Genomic DNA, 17,190 nt, shown 5'->3' with positions numbered 1-17,190 from the left:
TGTTCAGACCCTTTCGCTTGCGCGGATGGTGCTTCCGTCCGCGTTGTGGGAGTTGTGTGTCGTTGCGCTGTCGTCTGCCGGCATCGCGACTGCGGCTCGGTCGACGATACGTCGCGCTTGCGCGTATACCGGGCCGTCGACCATCCGCCCCCGGAAGGTCGTGACCCCGGGGTTGTCCGCGGTTGCTTCGAGAAGTGCTCGCGCCCAGTCGAGCTGGTCCGATGACGGGGCGTACGCGCGCTGGATCACCGGCACCTGGCTCGGATGGATCGCGGCAGTCGCGTCGAAACCGACCGCGACGGCGTCCTCGCATTCGGCCTGCAGGCCTGCGGTGTCACCGATGTCCATGTGGACGCCGTCCAGGGCGAGGAGTCCGCGCGCCTTCGCGGCGGTCAGGACGCGCGCGCGTGCGAAACGGGCGATGTCGCGGAAACTGCCGTCGTCGAAGCGAGCGGAATGACCGCCCAGCCCTGCCACCAGGTCGTCGGCGCCCCACATCAGTCCGGTGACGCAGGGGGCGTCGGCGATCTCCGAGCAGCGCTCGAGGCCGAGCGGGGTTTCGATGAGGGCGATCACCGAGACATTCTGCAAGGACGAAAGGTCCTGTGGTCCTTCGGCTTTGGCCAGCATGACCGTCTCGAGACCGCACTTGGCGACCAGATCCAGATCGGATTGGTGCTGAGGGTCGCCGGCACCGTGTATGCGCACCACGGTCCGCGCGGCTTCGTAGGTTCGGGTGCGAATCAAATCGGTGACGGCGGAACGCGCGGCGGACTTGTTCGTCGGCGATACCGCGTCCTCGAGGTCGAGGATCACCACGTCGGCCACGGCAAGTGCCTTGGTGTAACGGTCGGGTCGGTCGGCCGGGCAGAAGAGCCAGCCGGGACGAGTGGGCTGGCTGGTCATGGCATCTTCCTGACGAGAGTGGCTCGAATTGCGCGGGCGACGACGTCACCCCGCTGGTTTCGAGCCGTGTGCTCGAACGTGACGACTCCGGCGTCGGTGTGCCTACGCGATTCGCGCTTCTCGGTGACCACGGTTTCGGCGTAGATCGTGTCGCCGTGGCGCACCGGCGCCGGGAACGTGACATCGGTGAGGCCGAGATTCGCGACAATCGTCCCTTGCGTCAGCTGCGCGACGGACAGGCCGACAAGGGTCGAGAGTGTGAACATCGAGTTCACCAATCGGTCGTGGAAGGGCGCGAGCTGTTCACTCTCGGCCTGGTCGAGATGCAGCGGCTGCGTGTTCATGGTCAGCGTGGTGAAGAGGACGTTGTCGGCCTCGGTCACGGTCCGGCCGGGGCGATGGTCATAGACGACTTCGGTCTCCATCTCCTCGAACCACAACCCGCGCTGCACAAGACGGCGGCGATTGTCGGTTGTGGTGTCGTTGCGCGTGGGCGCCTTGTCGTCACTCATATCGTCGGCCTCTGTTGTTGGGCATCGCCGGTTCTGGGGCCTCGCCGGGCGTGGCTGGTGGGATGCATCGACTCTCCGATCCTTGGTGTCCGCGGTCTCGAACGCTGTCCGGATGGTCGGACTGCCTAGGCAGTGGCCATCGCAACGCTGACCCGGTTGGCATGTTGACCATCACATGCTTTCACTATACCGTACAAGCATTCGTAATCGCGAACGTAGGAGGTTGAGTGATGGACTTCGAACTCACCGAGGATCAGCAGACGATCCGGCAAGCCGTAGCCGAACTCGCAGGGAAGTTCGATGACCAGTACTGGCTGGAGAAAGACGATGCGCACGAGTTCCCGACGGAGTTCTACAACGCTTTCGCGGAGGGCGGCTGGCTCGGTATCACCACTCCCGAGGAATACGGCGGCAGCGGATATGGCATCACCGAGGCCTCGATCCTGCTCGAGGAGGTGGCCGCATCCGGTGCGGCGATGAACGGTGCCAGCTCGATGCACATGTCCATCTTCGGGATGCATCCGGTGATCCTGCACGGCTCGGAAGAGATGAAGAAGGAGAACCTGCCGCGCATTGCCACCGGCGATCTGCACGTGTGCTTCGGTGTCACCGAACCCGGCGCCGGTCTCGACACCACCAAGATCACCACCTATGCGCGGCGCGACGGCTCGGACTACGTCGTCAACGGCCGCAAGGTGTGGATCTCGAAAGCCGTCGAGTCGGAAAAGATCTTGCTGTTGACCCGCACCTCCAAGTTCGAGGATGTGGATAAGAAGACGGATGGGCTGACCCTGTTCTTCACGGATCTGGATCGTGCGCACGTCGACATCCGTCCCATCAAGAAGATGGGCCGCAATGCGGTGACCTCCAACGAGCTGTTCATCGATGATCTCAGGATTCCCGAGGAGCATCGGGTCGGCGAAGAAGGCCAGGGATTCAAGTACATCCTGGACGGTCTCAATCCCGAGCGATGCCTCATCGCCGCCGAAGCGCTGGGTACCGGGCGCGCGGCCCTGCGTCGAGCCGTTGCGTACGGGAACGAGCGCGAGGTGTTCGGGCGCCCGATCGGTATGAATCAGGGTATTCAGTTCCCCCTGGCCGATTCGCTCGCGCGTCTCGATGCGGCCGAACTGATGCTGCGCAAGGCAACCTGGCTGTATGACCGTGGCCTGCCGTGCGGGCGTGAGGCGAACACAGCGAAATACCTCTGCGCCGATGCGGCTTTCGACGCGGCCGATCGTGCCGTCCAGACCCATGGCGGTATGGGCTACTCCGAGGAGTACCACGTCGCTCGGTACTTCCGGGAGGCTCGCCTGATGCGAATCGTCCCGATCAGCCAGGAGATGATCCTCAACTTCCTCGGCTCTCACGTACTCGGCCTTCCCAGGAGCTACTGATATGTCTCAGACCTTTTCACTCGACAAACGCACTGCGATCGTCACCGGAGCGGGCGGGGGAATCGGCGCAGCCGTCGCCAAAGCGCTTGCCGCCCATGGTGCGGCGGTACTCGTCACGGACGTCGACAAAGACGCGGCGTCCGCGGTTGCCGCGGACGTCATCGCTGCCGGCGGCAGGGCGGATTCCGTCGACCTCGACGTGCGAGATGCTTCGCAGGCGAGGGTCGTCGCCGAACGGGCGGCGGCACTCGGTGACGGCACGATCAACATCGTCGTGAACAATGCCGGAGTCATTGCGCCGGCGATGTTGCCGAAGATGACGGCAGAGGCGTTCAGCCGCGTCATCGACGTACACGTCGGTGGAACCTTCACGGTCACGCAGGCCGCGCTCGACTACCTCCCGGAGGACGGTACCGGCCGCATCATCAACGTGACCTCTGCTGCGGGTCTCGTCGGCACGATCGGTCAGGTGAATTACAGTGCGGCCAAGGCCGGGATCATCGGCCTGACAAAGTCCTTCGCAAAGGAACTGGCCCGGAAGAAGGTGACCGTCAATGCGGTCGCGCCTCTGGCGGCCACGAAGATGACCGGCACGATCCGCACCGATGAGAAGCTTGCCGCCAAGACGCTTTCGCGAATTCCGCTCGGCCGGTGGGCGAATCCGGACGAGATCGCCTCGACTTTCGTCTATTTCGCGTCCGACGCCGCGTCGTACGTGACCGGACAGGTGCTGCCCGTCGACGGCGGGATGGTGATCTGATGGCGCGAGAAAAACGCCTCGTCGGGCGCGACGCGTGGATCGTCGAAGCCCTGCGGACACCGATGGGTAAGGCGAGTGCGAAGAACGGATGGTATCGGGACCTCCACCCGAATGTGATGCTCGGTGCCGTCTACCAGGCCGTCTTCGAGAAGACGGCGATCGCTCCCAGGGACTTGGAAGACATCGTCGTCGGCTGTACCTCACCATTCGGTGAGCAGTCGCGCAACGTCGCGCGCAATGCCTGGCTGCAGGCGGGATACCCCGCTGAGGTTCCGGCGACCGTGCTCGATCGTCGCTGCGGATCCGCTCAGACGGCCGTCGAGATGGGTGCAGCGCTGATCGCATCCGGTACGCATGACCTGGTGCTGAGTGGTGGTGTCGAGCACATGGGCCATATCCCGATGACCGCGGCAGGGGAAATCGAGAAGCTCTTCGGTCCCGCATGGCCGGCCGAACTGCTCGAGTCGGGCGACTTCCCGGTGATGGGCGAAGCAGCCGAACGGATCGCGGAGCAGTGGGACATCAGCCGCAAGGAGATGGACGAGTACGCGGTTCGGTCGCATCAGGTGGCTGCCGATGCGGTGGCCGCCGGTCGTTTCGAGCGAGAGATGATCCCGCTGGAACTCGACGGCGCGATCCGTACCAGTGACCAGTCGATCCGGCCGGATACCTCGGCGGCCGGCCTGGCCGGGCTGAAGACGATCTTCCGGCCCGATTCCGGGCGAGTCACGGCGGGAACGTCATCGCCGCTCACCGATGGTGCGGCCGGTGTCCTGCTGGCCTCCGATGACGCGGTGGCCCGTCACGGGCTCAACCGTCGCGCGCGAATCCTCGATCAGACCACGGTCGGCGTCGACCCGGCGATCATGCTCACCGGTCCGATTCCTGCTACGCGAAAGCTACTGGAGCGCAACGGGATGACGATGGACGACATCGACTTGGTCGAGATCAACGAGGCATTCGCATCGGTGGTACTCGCCTGGGAACGCGAGCTGAAGCCCGACATGGACCGTGTGAACGTGAACGGTGGCGCGATCGCGCTCGGACATCCTGTCGGCGCGTCGGGTTCGCGACTGTTCGCGACGCTGCTCGCCGAGATGGAGCACCGAGACCTCGAAATCGGACTGATCACGATGTGTTGTGGCGGCGGTCTCGGCACGGCCACGCTCCTGCAGCGCGTCTGAGGCCCGGGCATGATCGATCTGGCCGAGTTCATCCGTCCCGGTGACGGGGTGTGGTGGGGGCAGGGCAGCGCTGAGCCGACACCACTTGTCGATGCGCTCCTCGATACTGCCGACACGATTGGGCAGCTGTCGGGGTTCACCGGCGTGTGCTGGAACAGTCGGATTGGGCATGGGCTTCCGGAGTCCATCGAGATGACGTCCTACGGGGCGCTCGGTGAGCTTCGCCGACTGGCGCGTTCCGGTCGGCTCCGCATCGTTCCCAGTCACTACTCGGCGCTGCCGCGGATGTTCGCCGAACGCCGACTGCCGGTCGACGTCGGTCTTGTGCAGGTATCTGCGCCCGACGACGCGGGCCTGGTGACGCTGGGCACGAGTGTCGACTATATCGCAGACGCGATTCCGCATGCCCGGACACTCATCGCAGAGGTGAATCACCGAATGCCGGCGACCAGGGGCGGTCCTCGATTGCCGATGTCGGCGTTCGCGGCGGTGATTCACACCGATCGCGAGCTCGGGGAGGCGCCGGTGCGCCCGCCCGATGCGGTCGAGATGCAGATCGCCGGACACGTGGCGGGGTATGTCCAGGACGGTGACACCATCCAGGTCGGGGTCGGGTCGGTACCCGACGCCGTTCTGACGGCACTGGGAGGTCATCGAGACCTCGGCTTCCACGGCGGGATCATCACCGACGGGGTGCTGGACCTGGTGGACGGCGGGGTGATCACCGGAGCACGCAAGGAGATCGATGCCGGGGTCGTTGTCACCGGCACGGCACTGGGGAGCGCGAAGGGGTGCTACGGCCGGCTCTGCTCGCTACCGGTCGAATTCCGAGCCACCTCGCATACACATGCGCCCCAGGTGCTTTCGCAGTTGCGCTCATACGTCTCGATCAACTCCGCCATCGAGGTGGATCTGTCGGGGCAGGTGGGAGCCGAACAGGTGCGAGGTGCGGAGATCGGCGCACTCGGCGGCCAGGTGGACTTCAGCCGAGCGGCCGCGCTGACCGGGGCGCGTTCCATCATCGCGCTGCGGTCCACGGCCCCCTCGAAGACCGGCGGCACGGTGTCGACGATCGTCCCGCGCCTGAGCGGCACCGTGACGACGGGGCGCGCAGATGTCGACGTGGTGATCACCGAGCACGGCGCGGCCGAACTCACCGGCTGCACCGGTGCCGAGAAAGCAGTGCGACTGCTCGAGATCGCCGATCCCGAACACCGCGATGTCCTCGAGCGAGGGCTCGCCGAAACGTCGCTCGTCAACGTGTGAGGCCGCACCACGTGAACTTCCAGTACACCCTTACGACCATCCTTGGAGTTGCGTTGTGACCGAGACCATCGACCGGCCCGAAGCCGCCTCCCATCCGGACATCCTGTGGAATCCTGCTGCCGACGGCTCGTCCGGCCTCGAGAGATTCGCCCGATGGGTCACTGAACACCGCGGACACGACTTCGTCGACTACGATGCCCTGCACGCGTGGTCGACCGCTGCGCCGCAACAGTTCTGGGCGGATGTCGCCGACTATTTCGCCGTGGACTTCCACAGTCCGGCGGCGCAGGTGCTGACGGACACCACGATGCCCGGGGCCCAATGGTTTCCCGGGGCAACAGTCAACTATGCCGAGCATGCGCTGAGGGTCGACGTCGGTAAAGCCGACGCCGACACCGCCATCGTTTACGAACGCGAAGACGGTCTCTGTCAGGAGGTGCCGTATGGCCGGCTTCGTGCAGACGTCGCCGCACTCGTGGCGCTGCTGCGCAAATCCGGTGTCAGGCGCGGGGATCGGGTCGCCGGAGTGGTGGCCAACAGTACACATGCGATAGTCGCCTTCCTGGCTACTGCGGCACTCGGTGCGATCTGGACGGCAGCTTCTCCGGACTTCGGTGAACAGGCAATCGTCGACCGGTTCAGCCAGACCGAGCCGACGGTGCTCATCGCCGTCGACGGATACCGTTACAACGGCAAGATCTTCGACACCACCCCGACGATCCGAAAGGCACTCGCTGCAGTGCCCTCCATCTCCACGACGGTCGTCATCGACTATGTCGGCGATCGGGAACTCGAGGATGACTGGCTCGATTGGCAGACGGAGCTCGACAACCATCGTGGCAGCGAACTGTCTTTCGAGGCAGTGCCTTTCGAACACCCGCTCTGGGTGCTGTACTCCTCGGGAACGACGGGGCTGCCGAAGGGTATCGTGCACGGGCACGGCGGGATCCTGCTCGAACACCTCAAGACGTTGTCGCTGCAGATGGACCTCGACTCGCGCGACCGGTTTCTGTGGTTCACCACCACCGGCTGGATGATGTGGAACCTGCTCGTGTCCGGTCTCCTGGTGGGGACCCCTGTCGTCCTGTACGACGGCAACCCCGGCTATCCGGACATCGATCGACTGTGGCGGCTGGCGGCGGAGCATCGCGTCACCTACTTCGGGACCTCCGCTCCGTTCATCCAGGCATGTCACAAGAATGGCCTCAATCCCGGAGCGGATCATGATCTTTCGGCGATCCGGGCAATCGGATCGACCGGTTCGCCGCTGACCTCGGATGGCTTTCGCTGGATCGGTGAGAACGTCAGCGCAGATGCCCAGATCTGTTCCGTCTCAGGTGGTACCGACGTGTGCACTGCGTTCCTCGGTACTGCTCCCACGGTGCCCGTGTGGCGGGGGGAGTTGTCGTGCCGGGCGCTCGGTGCAGACATCCATGCCTTCGACGACAACGGACATGAGATCGATGGCGGCATAGGTGAGTTGGTGATCACCACGCCGATGCCCTCCATGCCCGTCTTCTTCTGGGATGACGCCGACGGCACCAGCCTTCGGGACGCGTACTACGACACGTTTCCCGGCGTGTGGCGTCACGGGGATTCGATCACGATCAGTGACCGGGGTTCCGTGGTCATCCACGGCCGTTCCGACGCGACCCTCAATCGAGGTGGGGTTCGGATGGGTACCGCCGAGTTCTACCGGGTTCTCGAGTCCCTGGACGCCGTGCGAGACTCGCTGATCGTCGACACCACGGCACTCGCCAACGACGGCGGCGAGGGGGAGCTGGTCTGTTTCGTCGTGCTGGCAGAGGGCCACGAGCTCGGCCATGTCGAGAAGGCGGTTCGTACGCTGATCCGCACACAACTCTCGCCCAGGCACGTGCCGGATCGGATCATCGCGGCGCCTGACGTGCCGCGCACGCTGAACGGGAAGAAGTGTGAGATCCCGGTCAAGAAGATTCTCGCCGGAACTCCGGTTGCGCGCGCCATCAATTCCGATGCGCTGGCGAATCCGGATGCGCTCGAGTTCTACGCCGGATTGGCGGAGTAGGCGAAACACGTTGGCCTGCAGTATTGTCCACAGCCGACCGACGGAGGTTCGTCATGCCAGATGATCGTCAGGAAATCTACGACACGATCGCCAGATACTGCCGTGGCGTCGACCGCCACGACTTCCGCCTCGTCGAGTCCACCTATCACCCGGACGCCATGGACTGTCGTGGGTCCGTTGAACGATCGGTGCCCGAGTTCATGGGTTGGCTCGGATTAACGCTGGACAAGTACAGCAGCACAATGCATTTCATCGGAAATCACCTTGCCGAGGTGGACAGGGACACGGCTCTTGCCGAGACCTATGCAATCGTCACGCATCTCGGTCCCGACGATGATGCAGGGTCGAGCTTCACATCCGGAATCCGCTATGTCGATCACCTGGAGCGTCGGTCGGGTAAGTGGGGCGTCGGCCGACGCTGGGTCGTGCGCGAATGGTTCCGCAGCGATTCCTCTCGGTTGCCGACCCCTGCTGAACGCGGCCTCGTGGCGGAGCCCTTCGACGAGCGTTTCGCCGCCGCCCGCAAGCTCCTCGACTGAAAACCGGCAGCCAACAGTCAATGCGATGAAAGGCAGGTCCATGAAGACGGAACTCGAGTTCGGTTTGATGCTCGCAGGCCAATTCAATCCGGGCGTGGACCCGCTGACCAAGCTGACCGAGGCGATCGAACAGACTCGTGCTGCCCGTTCCGGCGGGTTCGACTCGCTGTGGACCGTTCAGCACTTTCTGGCGGACCTGCAGTACTTTCAGCCGATACCGCTGCTCGCTCGGCTGGCAGCGGAGGCCGGTGACATGCATCTGGGGACATCGGTGCTGTTGGTTCCCCACTATCCGCCGGTCATCCTGGCCGAAGAGCTGGCCACCCTTGCCGTGATCACCGGCGATCGTCTCATCGTGGGTGCGGGTGCCGGGTACCGGAAGTTGGAGTTCGATGCCATCGGCGTCCCGATGCGAGAGAGATACGGGCGGCTGGAGGAGTCGATCGAGGTCCTTCGCAAGTTGTGGTCGGGAGACCAAGTGGATCATCGGGGAACCTACTACGACGTGAGTGGGGTCCAGCTGCGCATGGTGCCACCGCGCCTTGAACGCCAACCGGTGTGGCTCGGAGCCACGGGTCCCAAGGGGATCGCGAGAGCTGCACGTATCGGGGATGAGTGGCTGGCCACCAACGAGATGACCGTGGAAGACCTGCGCGTCGGACAAGACCGCTACATGGAGGCACTCCCGGATGGCGACTCGGCCGAGCAGCGGAGTTTTCCCGTCATCCGCGAGGTGCTGATCGCTCCCAGTACCGAGGAAGCGCTGGCGCTCGCCGAACCTGCACTGAGACACAAGTACGCGAACTACGCCCAGTGGGGTCATCAGACCAGGCCGGTCGAGGATCTGCTCGACTCCGCCGTCGTGGTCGGCAGCCCGGAGCACTGCGTGGAGCGGCTCGCGACGCTCATCGAGGAGACGAGATGCCGGCATCTGATTCTGCGGATGCAGTGGCCTGGTTCAAGTCACGCTGCCGCGATGCAGAGTATCGAGCTGTTCAGCACGCGCGTCGCGCCAGAACTCCGCAGCCTGGCGCGACCGTGAACGGTGACGTCGCGAAGCTCCGTCTCACCCTCGGCCAGAGGTGGCGGGTTTCTTGGCGTCGCCCATGTGTCGCGAGCGTAGAACAGCCACCAGGAGCACGGCTCCGACGATCGCGATGAACCAGCCGACCCGCTTCATCCCGTCGTCGTTCATCACGCCGCCGCTGAGCAGCTGCGTCACGACGATCGAGAGATTTGCGCCGATGAACGCGACCGTTCGATACATGCCGATCGATGCGCCGACGTTGTCGACCGAGGTGACGGTGTTGATGAGGCTCTGATTGCCGATGTTGTTGAAGCCGTTCGGAATTCCCAGGACGGCGGCGACGATGAGGAGAACCACCACCGGCGCGGTGGACTTCTCCACCGCGGCGATGAGGAGTCCCCCGATCACCAGCGCGAGCGTTCCGACGAACAGTGTCGCGCGAATGCCGTATCGCCGGTAGGTGCGTGAGCCGATCGCCGTGGCCAGCACGCCGACACCTGCCACCGGAAGCATGGTGAGGCCGGCCTGGATGGGTGTCATTCCGCGAACGGTCTGCAGCCACTGTGGAATTCCGAAGAACACGCAGTAGAAGCACACGTAGGTGAGAAGGGCGCGCACGAGTGTGGCGGACAGCGCGCCGTTGTCGGCCAGCGCGCGGACATCGATGAACGGTTCGTCGGCGCGGCGTTCGCGGACGATGAACAACGCCACGGCCACGACCGCGATGGGAAGCGCCCAATAATAGGGCGCCCCGCGCAGCGAGATGAGGAAGAGCATCAGGCTGGTCAGCCCGACGACGAACAGTCCGATGCCGGCGAAATCAAGGCCGCGCAGCTCGGCGAAGGTGGAGTCCTCGCTGCCGCCGGCGAATCCGACGTCGGCGCGCATGACCCAGACGGCGCAGATCGCGGTGACGGGAAGGTTGACCCAGAGGATGGACTGCCAGCCGAAGGCGCCGACGAGAAGGCCACCGACGGTGGGGCCCAGTGCGGCGGTCGACTGTCCACACATGACCAACGTCGCGATCGCGGTGCGCGGACTTCGGTCGTAGCGTTCGGCGTAGGCACGCAGCATCGTCATCGCGTTCGGCGTGTGCACGGAGATGCCGGTGCCGATCAAGACGTACGCAACGGTCAGAACCGCGACGTTCGGTGCGAACACACCGACAACGGAACCGGCGGCGACGAAGACGAGCCCGGCCATGAAGACACGTCGGGCACCGAAGATCGAACCGAGCCGACCTGCCATCGGGGCGCACACCGCGGTGGTGATGTACATCGCGGAGATGATCCAGGAGACGCCGTCGGCCGGTCCGAAGTCGGCGGCGATCGCGACGATCGCGATGGCGATCATCGAGGAGTTCACCGGCTGGAGGATGCCGCCGGACGCGAGCGGTCCACTTACCCGGATGGGGATCGGTGCCTGTTCGGGCGCGGCGGAGGCGGGCCGTGTCCGTGGGTACGTCACGATCCGGCTTCCTCGTCGGTCGCGCTACTCGTTGCGATGCGGCGCAACAGTCCGCCGGCGAGGAAGAGGAGTTCCCGCTCGACGTCGCTGCACGTCGTCTCCAAGGCGTCGGACAACCAGCGGCTCCGCTGGGCCCGGTCGGCTTCGAGAGTGTCGTGGCCCTTCGGGGTGATGCTGATCAGTACGGCCCGGCCGTCGTTCGGATCGGGTGTGCGGGTGACCAGATCGAGGTCTTCCAGTGATGCGACGGTTCTCGCCACAGACTGCGGCGCGACCATCTCGATGTCTGCGAGGGCTCGTGCGCTCAGCGGGCCGACGCGATCGATGTGCGCGAGGCTCTGCACCTGTGACGGCGTCAACAGATGCCGCGAACTCTGGCGGCGCATCTTGCGCACGAAGACCACGATGTCGTCTCGGAGTTGATCGGCCCTCTCGTCCACAGCTACCTTCCGCTCGGGGATTTGAACAGCATAACTGTCTAAGTGGGGGAAGTTGTGCCAAATGATTTGTTTTGTCACTCACAAAGAAGGCACCTTTGCTGATTAAGTAACGCTATTTCGGCGAACGGCTGCGGTGGCTCGCGAGTGTCGCGTTCGGCCACGTGGCTCCCGGTTCGGCCGGTTTGGACCGGGGAGCAGATGGTTGCCACATATGCGAAACCATGCATATATTGACCCGATCATGGGTCATTCACATTCGCATTCCCACACCCCCGCCGCCGGTGCTGCGGGGGAGCGGCGGCTGTGGCCGATGGTGCTGGCGGTTGCTCTCATCGGCGGATTCTTCGTGGTGGAGCTCATCGCCGGCATCCTGGTGAACTCGCTCGCCCTCATCGCCGACGCCGGGCACATGCTCACCGACGTGGTGGCACTGATCATGGGGCTGATCGCGCTGCTGCTGGGCCGGCACGGCCGGACCACCGACACCCGGAGCTTCGGCTGGCATCGCGCCGAGGTGTTCACGGCGGTCGCCAATGCGGTCCTGCTCATCGGGGTCGCGGCCTTCGTCCTGTACGAGGCCATCGAGCGCATCGGCAACGATCCCCAGGTTCCCGGCCTGACGCTGATCATCGTCGCGCTGCTGGGTCTGGCGGTGAATCTCGTCGTCATGCTCCTGCTCCGCGCCGACGCGCAGGAGTCCATCGCCGTCCGCGGCGCGTACCTCGAGGTGCTGGCCGACGCCGTCGGCAGCGTGGGGGTCCTGATCGCCGGGATCGTCGCGCTGACGACCGGGTGGGGCTACGCCGACATCGTGGTCGCGGTCCTGATCGCGCTGTGGGTGGTCCCGCGGGCGCTCCGGCTGGCGATCGAGGCGCTGCGCATACTCAACCAGCAGGCGCCCGCACACATCGACGTCGAGGCGCTGCGAGCCGATCTTGCCGGCATCCCCACCGTCGACGATGTCCACGACCTGCACGTCTGGACCCTGACCACCGGCATGGACGTTGCCACTGTGCACCTCGGCAGCAGCCGGCCGAACTCGGAGGTGCTGCCCGCGGCGCAGGCCGTCCTGGCCCGACACGGGCTCGACCACGCCACGGTGCAGGTGGACAACGACGACCAGGGACGTTGTCGTGACGAGATGACGTGGTGAGCCCGCGTCGTTGAGCCGAATATGTCGGTTATGCCTTAAATTCCCGACATGGAACGACGCGACTTTCTCGCGGTCCTCGCGGCCGGCACGGTGGGGGCTCTGACCGCGAGCACGGTGGCGGGCTGCGCTTCGCCGGTCCCGGCCGCCGAGATCACGCTCTCGGGCACCCTTCCGTCTCCGCTGCCGGCCACCCCGGCGACGCCATCGCCCTCGACTGCGGGACTGCTGCCGCCGGCCGTCGGAGCCCGCCACCCGTTGCCCGCCGAACCGATCACCGCGCTGCCGGGACGCGGACGGCACATCGCGCTCACCGTCGACGACGGCGCGAGTCCCGAGGTCATCGGGGCGTACGTGAAGTTCGCGCAGGACACCGGCGCGAGATTCACCTTCTTCGTGACCGGGTCGTTCGACGGCTGGACCGAGCATCGTGCCGAGCTGCGACCGCTCGTCGAGTCCGGCCAGATCCAGCTCGGTAACCACACCTGGAGCCATCCGGCGCTGACCGAGCTGTCGGCGCGGGGCGTCGCCGACGAGCTCGGCCGCACCAAGCGGTTCCTGAAAAACGAGTTCGGGGTCGACGGAACCCCGTACTACCGACCACCGTTCGGGTATCACGATGCGGCCGTCGATGCGGTGGCCGCCGACCTCGGCTACACGATGCCCACGCTCTGGTACGGATCGCTGTCGGATTCCGGGCTGATCACCGAGAAGTATCTGATCCAGTGCGCCCGCAAGTACTTTCGTCCGCAGTCCATCATCATCGGACACGCCAACCATGACCCGGTCACCAAGGTCTACCCGAAGCTGGTCGAGATCATCCGCCACCGAAAGCTGCGGATGGTGACGCTCGACGACTACTTCGCGACCGGACCGTAGCCGGGCGCCGGGCAGGAACGCCGGCGAGGGGCGTCCGACAGGTACGCCGAGTGACCTCGACGCAAGTCCGGGGCCGCTTTTCGCTCAGGCTGATTCGTAACGGGCGAACGACTCCCGGCCGTCGATACCGTGTCCCGGTCATGGCCACATCCACGCACACCCCCTCCCCAGCCGGCGAGACCGACGCGCAGCGCCGGAAACGACTCCGGACCGTCGTCGCCGCGAGCCTGCTCGGCACCACCGTCGAGTGGTACGACTTCTTTCTGTACGCGACGGCGGCGAGCCTCGTCTTCAACACCCTGTTCTTCCCCGATCAGAGCTCGTTCGTCGGGACGCTGCTGTCGTTCGCGACCTTCGCGGTGGGCTTCGTCGTGCGCCCCATCGGCGGGATCGTCTTCGGGCACATCGGCGACCGCATCGGACGCAAACGCACTCTCGCCATCACGATGGTGATGATGGGCATCGCGACCGCGCTGATGGGAGTGTTGCCCACCGCCGCCTCGGTCGGCGTTCTCGCGCCCATCCTGCTGTTGCTGCTGCGCGTGGTGCAGGGGTTCGCGCTGGGCGGCGAATGGGCGGGCGCGGTGCTGCTCTCCGTCGAGCACAGCCCGAACGGGAAACGAGGTCTGTTCGGCAGCATCCCGCAGATCGGGCTCGCTCTCGGCCTGGCGCTGGGCACCGGGGTGTTCGCGTTGCTGCAGGTGGTTCTCGACGACGACGCGTTCCTCACCTACGGCTGGCGGATCGCGTTCCTGGTGAGCATCGTGCTGGTCGTCATCGGGTTCGTCGTGCGCCTGAAGGTCGACGAGACGCCGGCGTTCGCCGAGGTGGCCGAGCTCGCGCAGAAGTCCTCGGCACCGATCCGCGACGTCCTGGTCCCGCCCAACACACGCAACACCGTGCTCGGCCTGCTCTCCCGCTGGGGTGAGGGATCGGCGTTCAACACCTGGGGTGTGTTCGCGATCGCCTACGCGACCACCGAACTCGACATGGAGAAGGTCCCGGTCCTGGTGGCCGTGACCATCGCCTCACTGGTGATGGCCGCCCTGCTGCCGATCTCGGGCATGCTCACCGACCGCTACGGCGCCAAACGCATCTACCTGATCGGCATCGCCGCCTACGGTGTGGCCGTCTTCCCGGTCTTCGCGCTGTTCGGCACCGCGAATCTCCTGTGGTTCACCGTGGGGCTGGTGATCGTGTTCGGCATCGTCCACGCACTGTTCTACGGCGCGCAGGGCACGCTGTACGCAAGCCTCTATCCGACGCCGGTCCGCTACACGGGTCTGTCGGTGGTCTACCAGTTCTCCGGGATCTACGCCTCCGGGCTGACGCCGCTGATCCTGACCGCGCTGATCGGCGCGGCGAGCGGCTCGCCGTGGCTGGCGGCCGGCTACCTGGTGCTCACCGCGATCATCAGCGTCGTGGCCACCGCGCTCATCCGGCGCGACGATCTGCATCTGCTCACCGGCCCCGAGGCGACGCGCACCGTCGAGCCGACGGCTGCCCGTGAGCCGGTGCCCGTCGCCTGACCCTCCGCGACCGGCGGCGAACACCCTGCGACACCGCTCGTCCGCCGACTCGCCGAGTGGTCAGGGGCGGACGAGGAGCAGGTCGGTGACGTGGCGGTAGAACGTCGACCGCTTGAGCACCCGAGGGTTCACCACACCCTCGCGTTCGACGACGATGTTGGTGCCGCCGGTCTGGCAGGCGCGACCTTTGAACCACTTGCCCGGCAACAACATTCGCTCCACCTGTGCGCGCAGGCCGGGGGCCTCGAGGGTCGGTTCGATGAGGATCGAGCGCACCTCGCCGTCGAAGAGCCGTTCGTTGTCGACGTAGGTCTCGCCGTGGAGTTTGGCGCCTTCGGCGCCGAGATGGCGGGCGCTGCCGACGATGACCGAGGCGGTGTCGTCGCGGATCAGCGGCACCGCGGTCGCGGTGCCGTGCTCGGCCAGTTCACGTGCGGCGGGACCGTGGGGCAGCCGGTAACGGCGCGTCGCCGGAGTGGCCTCGGCGGACACATAGGCGACCTCGACGTCGAGGCGCTCGGTGACCATCAACGACGCCACCACGTGGCACAGGAAGAGATCGTTCTCGTGGGCGACGGTGGGTGCGAAGCGTTCGTTGACCCGGGGTTCGACGACGAGCCGGGACACGGCGGGATCGGCCACCGCATCGGCCACAGCGGACCGGATGGCCTTCTTGTCGTCGGCGCGGCCGGCTTGGATGAGGAGGGCTATCGACACACGGATAGCGTATCCAGAGTCCCGACCCAGTACAGTTGGTCCGGTTTGGTTCAAGCGTGCCACCCAAAGGAGTACCTGACATGGCCGCGATCGTGCTTATCGGAGCCCAGTGGGGCGACGAGGGCAAAGGTAAAGCGACTGACCTCCTCGGAGGTCAGATCAACTGGGTTGTCCGCTATCAAGGCGGGAACAACGCCGGGCACACCGTCGTCCTCCCGTCTGGTGAGACCTTCGCCCTGCACCTCATCCCGTCGGGCATCCTGACACCGGGCGTGCAGAACGTGATCGGCAACGGCGTCGTCGTCGACCCGGGCGTGCTGCTCACCGAGCTCGGCGGTCTCGAAGACCGGGACGTCGACACCTCCGGCCTCCTGCTCTCGGCCGACGCCCACCTGCTCATGCCGTACCACGTCGCCATCGACAAGGTCACCGAGCGCTTCCTGGGCAACAAGAAGATCGGCACCACCGGCCGCGGTATCGGCCCCTGCTACCAGGACAAGATCGCCCGCGTCGGCGTGCGCGTGGCCGACGTCCTCGACGAGAAGATCCTGACCCAGAAGGTCGAGGCGGCGCTCGAGCTCAAGAACCAGATCCTGGTCAAGATCTACAACCGCAAGGCGCTCGACCCGGCGGAGGTCGTCGACGAGGTCCTCGGTCAGGCAGAGGGTTTCAAGCACCGCATCGCCGACACCCGCCTGCTGCTGAACCAGGCACTCGAACGCGGTGAGACGGTGCTGCTCGAGGGGTCGCAGGGCACGCTGCTCGACGTCGACCACGGCACCTACCCGTACGTCACCTCGTCGAACCCGACCGCAGGCGGTGCCGCGGTGGGTGCGGGCATCGGCCCCAACAAGATCACCACCGTCCTCGGCATCCTGAAGGCGTACACCACTCGTGTCGGTTCGGGCCCGTTCCCGACCGAGCTGTTCGACGAGTGGGGCGCCTACCTGGCCAAGACCGGCGGCGAGGTGGGCGTGACCACCGGCCGTGCGCGTCGTTGTGGCTGGTTCGACGCCGTGATCGCCCGCTACGCCACCCGCGTCAACGGCATCACCGACTACTTCCTCACCAAGCTCGACGTGCTCTCCAGCCTCGACACCGTGCCGATCTGCGTGGCCTACGAGGTCGACGGTGAGCGCGTCGAGGAGATGCCGATGACCCAGACCGGTTTCCACCACGCCAAGCCCATCTACGAGGAGATGCCCGGCTGGTGGGAGGACATCTCCCGGTGCAAGACCTTCGAAGACCTGCCCCAGAACGCGCAGAACTACATCCTGCGGCTCGAAGAGCTGTCGGGTGCACACATCTCGTGCGTCGGCGTCGGTCCCGGGCGGGACCAGACGATCGTGCGGCGCGAGATCGTCTGACCC

The 17,190-nt window shown here is 65.6% G+C and carries 16 protein-coding genes; 11 read left to right on the top strand and 5 right to left on the bottom strand.

Annotation, left to right across the window (positions count from 1 at the left end; genetic code table 11):
• Nucleotides 1-3: 3 nt before the first annotated feature.
• Both H1R19_RS19275 and H1R19_RS19270 read right to left on the bottom strand, forming a co-directional pair.
• On the bottom strand, nucleotides 4-906 hold the full coding sequence (locus H1R19_RS19275; protein ID WP_219849842.1) for an HpcH/HpaI aldolase/citrate lyase family protein: 903 nt from the start codon (nucleotides 904-906) through the stop codon (nucleotides 4-6).
• Nucleotides 903-1,418, bottom strand: coding sequence for a MaoC family dehydratase (locus H1R19_RS19270; protein ID WP_188331213.1), 516 nt, complete (start codon nucleotides 1,416-1,418; stop codon nucleotides 903-905). Before H1R19_RS19270 ends, H1R19_RS19275 begins: the two co-directional genes overlap by 4 nt.
• A gap of 230 nt (nucleotides 1,419-1,648) precedes the next feature.
• On the opposite strand from H1R19_RS19270, the gene H1R19_RS19265 reads away from it, so the two are divergent.
• From H1R19_RS19265 to H1R19_RS19235, 7 genes are read left to right on the top strand one after another with little or no spacing between them, the layout of a single operon-like run.
• Nucleotides 1,649-2,815: an acyl-CoA dehydrogenase family protein gene (locus H1R19_RS19265; RefSeq protein WP_188331212.1), complete on the top strand. Its 1,167-nt coding sequence runs from the start codon at nucleotides 1,649-1,651 to the stop codon at nucleotides 2,813-2,815.
• A 1-nt stretch (nucleotide 2,816) separates the two neighbouring features.
• The gene (locus H1R19_RS19260; RefSeq protein WP_219849841.1) at nucleotides 2,817-3,575 is read left to right on the top strand and encodes an SDR family NAD(P)-dependent oxidoreductase; all 759 of its coding nucleotides are present in this window, start codon (nucleotides 2,817-2,819) and stop codon (nucleotides 3,573-3,575) included.
• The gene (locus H1R19_RS19255) at nucleotides 3,575-4,759 is read left to right on the top strand and encodes a thiolase family protein (protein WP_219849840.1); all 1,185 of its coding nucleotides are present in this window, start codon (nucleotides 3,575-3,577) and stop codon (nucleotides 4,757-4,759) included. The genes H1R19_RS19260 and H1R19_RS19255 overlap by 1 nt, the downstream gene beginning before the upstream one ends.
• 9 nt (nucleotides 4,760-4,768) lie before the next feature.
• Nucleotides 4,769-6,025, top strand: coding sequence for an acetyl-CoA hydrolase/transferase family protein (locus H1R19_RS19250; RefSeq protein ID WP_188331209.1), 1,257 nt, complete (start codon nucleotides 4,769-4,771; stop codon nucleotides 6,023-6,025).
• Between the two features lie 55 nt (nucleotides 6,026-6,080).
• On the top strand, nucleotides 6,081-8,072 hold the full coding sequence (locus tag H1R19_RS19245; protein WP_244970764.1) for an acetoacetate--CoA ligase: 1,992 nt from the start codon (nucleotides 6,081-6,083) through the stop codon (nucleotides 8,070-8,072).
• A gap of 53 nt (nucleotides 8,073-8,125) precedes the next feature.
• On the top strand, nucleotides 8,126-8,611 hold the full coding sequence (locus H1R19_RS19240; RefSeq protein ID WP_219849838.1) for a nuclear transport factor 2 family protein: 486 nt from the start codon (nucleotides 8,126-8,128) through the stop codon (nucleotides 8,609-8,611).
• Between the two features lie 40 nt (nucleotides 8,612-8,651).
• The gene (locus H1R19_RS19235; protein WP_219849837.1) at nucleotides 8,652-9,653 is read left to right on the top strand and encodes an LLM class flavin-dependent oxidoreductase; all 1,002 of its coding nucleotides are present in this window, start codon (nucleotides 8,652-8,654) and stop codon (nucleotides 9,651-9,653) included.
• A gap of 24 nt (nucleotides 9,654-9,677) precedes the next feature.
• On the opposite strand, the gene H1R19_RS19230 is transcribed toward H1R19_RS19235, so the two are convergent.
• Both H1R19_RS19230 and H1R19_RS19225 read right to left on the bottom strand, forming a co-directional pair.
• The gene (locus tag H1R19_RS19230; protein WP_244970763.1) at nucleotides 9,678-11,105 is read right to left on the bottom strand and encodes an MFS transporter; all 1,428 of its coding nucleotides are present in this window, start codon (nucleotides 11,103-11,105) and stop codon (nucleotides 9,678-9,680) included.
• Nucleotides 11,102-11,545 (bottom strand): MarR family winged helix-turn-helix transcriptional regulator, encoded by a 444-nt coding sequence (locus H1R19_RS19225; RefSeq protein ID WP_219849836.1) that lies wholly within the window; start codon nucleotides 11,543-11,545, stop codon nucleotides 11,102-11,104. The genes H1R19_RS19230 and H1R19_RS19225 overlap by 4 nt, the downstream gene beginning before the upstream one ends.
• A 241-nt stretch (nucleotides 11,546-11,786) precedes the next feature.
• Here H1R19_RS19225 and H1R19_RS19220 point away from each other — a divergent pair, with 241 nt between their 5' ends.
• From H1R19_RS19220 to H1R19_RS19210, 3 genes are all read left to right on the top strand, one after another.
• Nucleotides 11,787-12,698: a cation diffusion facilitator family transporter gene (locus tag H1R19_RS19220; RefSeq protein WP_188331204.1), complete on the top strand. Its 912-nt coding sequence runs from the start codon at nucleotides 11,787-11,789 to the stop codon at nucleotides 12,696-12,698.
• 48 nt (nucleotides 12,699-12,746) lie between these two features.
• Nucleotides 12,747-13,574 carry a polysaccharide deacetylase family protein gene (locus tag H1R19_RS19215; protein ID WP_219849835.1) on the top strand — a complete coding sequence of 276 codons (828 nt, stop codon included), beginning with the start codon at nucleotides 12,747-12,749 and terminating at the stop codon, nucleotides 13,572-13,574.
• Nucleotides 13,575-13,714: 140 nt separating this feature from the next.
• The gene (locus H1R19_RS19210; RefSeq protein ID WP_219849834.1) at nucleotides 13,715-15,103 is read left to right on the top strand and encodes an MFS transporter; all 1,389 of its coding nucleotides are present in this window, start codon (nucleotides 13,715-13,717) and stop codon (nucleotides 15,101-15,103) included.
• A 60-nt stretch (nucleotides 15,104-15,163) separates the two neighbouring features.
• Here H1R19_RS19210 and H1R19_RS19205 read toward each other — a convergent pair whose 3' ends face one another.
• Nucleotides 15,164-15,820 carry a hypothetical protein gene (locus H1R19_RS19205; RefSeq protein ID WP_219849833.1) on the bottom strand — a complete coding sequence of 219 codons (657 nt, stop codon included), beginning with the start codon at nucleotides 15,818-15,820 and terminating at the stop codon, nucleotides 15,164-15,166.
• An 80-nt stretch (nucleotides 15,821-15,900) separates the two neighbouring features.
• Between H1R19_RS19205 and H1R19_RS19200 the strand changes: the two genes are divergently transcribed.
• Entirely contained in the window at nucleotides 15,901-17,187 is a 1,287-nt protein-coding gene (locus H1R19_RS19200; protein ID WP_219849832.1) for an adenylosuccinate synthase, read from the top strand.
• The last annotated feature ends 3 nt before the right edge of the window (nucleotides 17,188-17,190 follow it).

The organism is Gordonia jinghuaiqii, from assembly GCF_014041935.1.
GTDB classification, from domain to species: Bacteria; Actinomycetota; Actinomycetes; order Mycobacteriales; family Mycobacteriaceae; genus Gordonia; species Gordonia jinghuaiqii.
The sequence above is the reverse complement of the archived record's forward strand: the minus strand, read 5'-3'. Positions and strand labels throughout refer to the sequence as shown.

Coding starts and splice junctions, on each gene's coding strand:
- H1R19_RS19255 (WP_219849840.1), top strand. CDS start 3,575: ATGGCGCGAGAAAAACGCCTCGTCGGGCGCGACGCGTGGATCGTCGAA.
- H1R19_RS19250 (WP_188331209.1), top strand. CDS start 4,769: ATGATCGATCTGGCCGAGTTCATCCGTCCCGGTGACGGGGTGTGGTGG.
- H1R19_RS19270 (WP_188331213.1), bottom strand. CDS start 1,418: ATGAGTGACGACAAGGCGCCCACGCGCAACGACACCACAACCGACAAT.
- H1R19_RS19210 (WP_219849834.1), top strand. CDS start 13,715: ATGGCCACATCCACGCACACCCCCTCCCCAGCCGGCGAGACCGACGCG.
- H1R19_RS19265 (WP_188331212.1), top strand. CDS start 1,649: ATGGACTTCGAACTCACCGAGGATCAGCAGACGATCCGGCAAGCCGTA.
- H1R19_RS19220 (WP_188331204.1), top strand. CDS start 11,787: ATGGGTCATTCACATTCGCATTCCCACACCCCCGCCGCCGGTGCTGCG.
- H1R19_RS19215 (WP_219849835.1), top strand. CDS start 12,747: ATGGAACGACGCGACTTTCTCGCGGTCCTCGCGGCCGGCACGGTGGGG.
- H1R19_RS19260 (WP_219849841.1), top strand. CDS start 2,817: ATGTCTCAGACCTTTTCACTCGACAAACGCACTGCGATCGTCACCGGA.
- H1R19_RS19200 (WP_219849832.1), top strand. CDS start 15,901: ATGGCCGCGATCGTGCTTATCGGAGCCCAGTGGGGCGACGAGGGCAAA.
- H1R19_RS19275 (WP_219849842.1), bottom strand. CDS start 906: ATGACCAGCCAGCCCACTCGTCCCGGCTGGCTCTTCTGCCCGGCCGAC.
- H1R19_RS19240 (WP_219849838.1), top strand. CDS start 8,126: ATGCCAGATGATCGTCAGGAAATCTACGACACGATCGCCAGATACTGC.
- H1R19_RS19235 (WP_219849837.1), top strand. CDS start 8,652: ATGAAGACGGAACTCGAGTTCGGTTTGATGCTCGCAGGCCAATTCAAT.